Source organism: Burkholderia sp. GW821-FHT14F03 (assembly GCF_058803765.1).
The window spans coordinates 1-4003 of record NZ_JBXAPG010000107.1 but is presented as its reverse complement, the minus strand read 5'-3'; the positions used below and the strand labels follow the sequence as shown (position 1 = coordinate 4003).

Here is a 4003-nt window from a genome sequence, read left to right as displayed (position 1 = left end):
GCGCTGTCGGGGTCGCTGGCCTGACCGAGCCATTCGCGTTGCCAGAGCGTGTAGTCGGCGTACTGGACCGGCAGCGGCTCGATCATGGGATCGCGGCCGTCGGCGCGCGCGACATAGGCGCGGCTCAGATCGTGCATGAACGGCGCCCACGACCATCCGTCGCTCGCGATGTGATGAATCAGCAACAACAGCACATGCCGCTGCGGCGCGATCGCGAACAGGACGACGCGGATCGGGATGTCGCGGGCGAGATCGAAGCGATGAAGCGTGTGCTGTTCAAGCGTGTCGTTCAGGGTCTCGTCCGTGACATCGACGTGCTCGAAGGAAAGTCGCGCGTCATCCGGCGCAACGACAAGCTGCCGGGCGACGCCGTTGATCTCGACGAAACAGGTCCGCAGGCTCTCGTGCCGGTCAACGAGATCGTCGAGCGCTTGACGCAGCACGCCGATATCGAGCGGCCCGTCGAGGCGCAACGCGAACGGGATGTTGTAGATCGCGCTCGCCTCGTCATATCGATGCAGGAACCACAGGCGTTGCTGGGCGTAGGACAAGGGCACGACATCGGGCCGGATCTGCGCTTGCAGCGTGGCGCGGCCGGCGACGCCCATGCCGAGCTGAGGCGCAAGCGCGGCGACGGTGGGCGTTTCGAACAATGCGCGGATCGGAAGCTCGATGTCGAGCGCGGCGCGGATGCGGCTCACGAGGCGCGTGGCGAGCAGCGAGTGGCCGCCGAGATCGAAGAACGAGTCATCGATGCCGACGCGTTCGAGGCCGAGCACCTCGGCGAACAGCGTGGCAAGCAGGTGTTCCTGCGGCGTGCGCGGCTCGCGCTGGCTGACGGAGGTGAAGTCGGGGGCGGGTAGGGCCTTGCGGTCGAGCTTGCCGTTGGGCGTGAGCGGCAGGGTGTCGAGCACGACGATCGCGGCGGGCACCATGTACTCGGGCAATTGATCGCCGAGCGTCCTGCGCAACGCGGGCGCGGACAGTGCGCGGCCCACGGCGGGCACCGCATAGCCGACGAGCTGCTGCTGACCGGGATGATCCTCGCGCACGATGACGCAGGCCTGCGCGACATCGCGTTGCGACAGCAGCGCGGCTTCGATCTCGCCGAGTTCGATGCGAAAGCCGCGCAGCTTGACCTGATGATCGGTGCGGCCGAGATAGTCGAGCACGCCGCCGTCGAGCCACCGCACGCGATCGCCGGTGCGATACATGCGCTCGCCGGGCGTGAAGGGATTGGCGACGAAGCGTTCGGCGGTGAGGCCCGGACGATGGAGATACCCGCGCGCGAGCCCGGACCCGGCGAGATAAAGCTCGCCGGGCACGCCGACGGGCACGGGCTGCAGCGCCGCATCGAGCACGTAGGCGCGGGTGTTGTCCATCGGCGCGCCGATCGGCACGCTGTCGCCGAGCCGTAGCGGCGCGCGCATCGGATGGTGGGCGGCAAACGTCGTCGTCTCGGTCGGACCATAGCCATTGGCGACGGACAGCGCCGGATGGCGGTCCAGCAGCGCCTGCACCAACGGCGCCGACAAGGCCTCCCCGCCCGCCGTCACGCGCTCGATGTGCCCAAGGCAGTCGATGTCCTCCTGGATCAGCGTATGAAACAACGCCGCCGTCAGCCACAGATCGGTGATCGCGTGTTGCCGGATGACGTCGGCGAGGACGGCGATGTCGGTTTTGCCGGGCGGCGCGACGACGATCCGGCCGCCGTTGAGGAGCGGCATCCAGATCTCGTAGGTGGAGGCGTCGAAGACCTGCGGCGAATGCAGCAGCACATGCCGCCGCGCATCGCCGCGCCAGCGGCGATCGAGAGCGAGGTCGCGCACGTTCGCCTGCGTGACGCCGATCCCCTTCGGCGTGCCGGTCGAGCCGGAGGTATACATCACGTACGCGAGATGCGCCGCGCGCGCCGCGCCGGGCGGCGTCGACCGAGGATGCCGCGCGATCTCGTCGCGATCGGCGTCGAGCAGCACGAGCGCGCCCCAATGCGTGGGCAGCCGGTCGACGAGCGCTTCCTGCGTGATCAGGACAGGGGCCATCGCTTCGTTCAGCATGTGCGCGAGCCGCTCGGCCGGATAGTCCGGATTGAGCGGCAGATAGGCCGCGCCCGCCTTCAGCGTACCGAGCAGCGCGACCAGCACCGCCGGCGAGCGCTCCAGGCAGATGCCGATCAGGACGTCCGGGCCGACGCCGAGCCCCTGAAGATGATGCGCGAGCTGATTGGCGGCGGCGTCGAGCTGCGCGTAGGTCATCGAGGCGTCGCCGCAGACGATCGCGACGGCGTCGGGCGTCCGGGCGGCCTGTTGCTCGAACAGCTGCGACACGGTCGCGTCGGGAACGGGCTGCGCGGTGTCGTTCCAGTCGATCAGCAATTGCCGGCGTTCCCGCGCGTCGAGCAGGTCGATCTGGTCGAGCGGTCGATCGGGTTCGGCGGCGACGGCGTCCAGCAGCTGTTGCAGGCGGCGGACGAGCGTGTCGATCGTGACGCGATCGAACAGGTCCGTCGCGAACTCGACGTGGCCGAACAGCGTGCCGGCTTCGTTGCCCTCGTCGAAATTGAAGGTCAGGTCGAACTTGGCGATGTCGAACCTGAGCTGGTGGGGCGCGGCCTGGATGCCCGGCAGGTCGAGCGTCGCGGCGGCGTTGTTCTGCAGCACGATCATGACCTGGAACAGCGGGTGATGCGAGGCGGAACGGCTCGGGTTGACGATTTCGACCAGATGCTCGAAGGGGAGATCCTGGTGCGAGTAGGCGGCGAGATCGGCTTGCCGGACGCGCGCGAGCAGTTCGCGGAACGTGGGGTTGCCCGATAGGTCGGTGCGCAGGACGAGGGTGTTGACGAAGAAGCCGACGAGATCGTCGAGGGCTTCGTCGGTGCGGCCGGCGATGGGGGTGCCGAGCGGGATGTCGTGGCCGGCGCCGAGCTTGGACAGCAATATCGCGACGGCGGCGTGCAGCAGCATGAAGAGGCTGGCATGGCTGCCGCGCGCGAGATCGACGAGTTGGCGATGCAGATCGGGCGCGATGTCGAAGTAGACGTGTCCGCCGCGATAGCTCGCTTGAGGCGGACGCGGCCGATCGAACGGCAGGGCGATCTGCTCGGGCAGATCGGCGAGCGCCCCTTTCCAGTAGTCGATCTGGGCGGCGATGGCGCTGTCGGGATCGCTGGCCTGACCGAGCCATTCGCGTTGCCAGAGCGTGTAGTCGGCGTACTGGACCGGCAGCGGTTCGATCATGGGATCGCGGCCGTCGGCGCGCGCGACATAGGCGCGGCTCAGGTCGCGCATGAACGGCGCCCACGACCATCCGTCGCTCGCGATGTGATGAATCAGCAGCAACAGCACGTGCCGCTGCGGCGCGATCGCGAACAGGACGACGCGGACCGGGATCTCGCGGGCGAGATCGAAGCGATGAAGCGTGTGCTGTTCGAGCGCACTGTTCAGCGCGTCTTCCGTGACGTCGATCTGTTCGAACGGGACGCGCGCCTCGTCCGCGGCGACGACGCGCTGTCGCGCCGTGCCGTCGACCTCATCGATGAGCGTGCGCAGGCTTTCGTGGCGGATCACGAGATCCTGCAAGGCGAGGTGCAGCGCGCGGGCGTCGAGCGGCCCGTCGAGGCGCAGCGCGAGCGGAATGTTGTAGATCGCACTGGCGCTGTCGTACTGATGCAGGAACCAGAGGCGCTGCTGGGCAAAGGACAGGGGAATCATGAGGCGATCCTAGAGAGGACGGGGCATCGGTCGAAGCGCCAGCCGCGCCTTGGGAGCGCTGGCCAGCTCATGGATCAGGCGGGCGACGGTCGGCGCCTCGAACAGCGCCCGGATGGTCAGTTCGACCGTCAGGGCGGAGCGGATGCGGCTCACGAGACGGGTGGCGAGCAAGGAATCGCCGCCGAGATCGAAGAACGAGTCGTCGATGCCGATGCGTTCGAGGCCGAGCACCTCGGCGAACAGCGTGGCAAGCAGGTGTTCCTGCGGCGTGCGCGGCTCGCGCTGGCTGA

At 68.2% G+C, this 4003-nt stretch carries 2 protein-coding genes; both read right to left on the bottom strand.

Translation table 11 applies throughout. The features are described 5' to 3' along the window. A partial coding sequence (locus AC1RQF_RS33115; protein ID WP_492874336.1) for an amino acid adenylation domain-containing protein occupies nt 1–3713 on the bottom strand: 3713 nt, incomplete at its 3' end. A gap of 9 nt (nt 3714–3722) precedes the next feature. Beyond that, the coding region (locus tag AC1RQF_RS33110; RefSeq protein WP_492874334.1) for a phosphopantetheine-binding protein at nt 3723–4003 on the bottom strand (281 nt) is incomplete at its 5' end.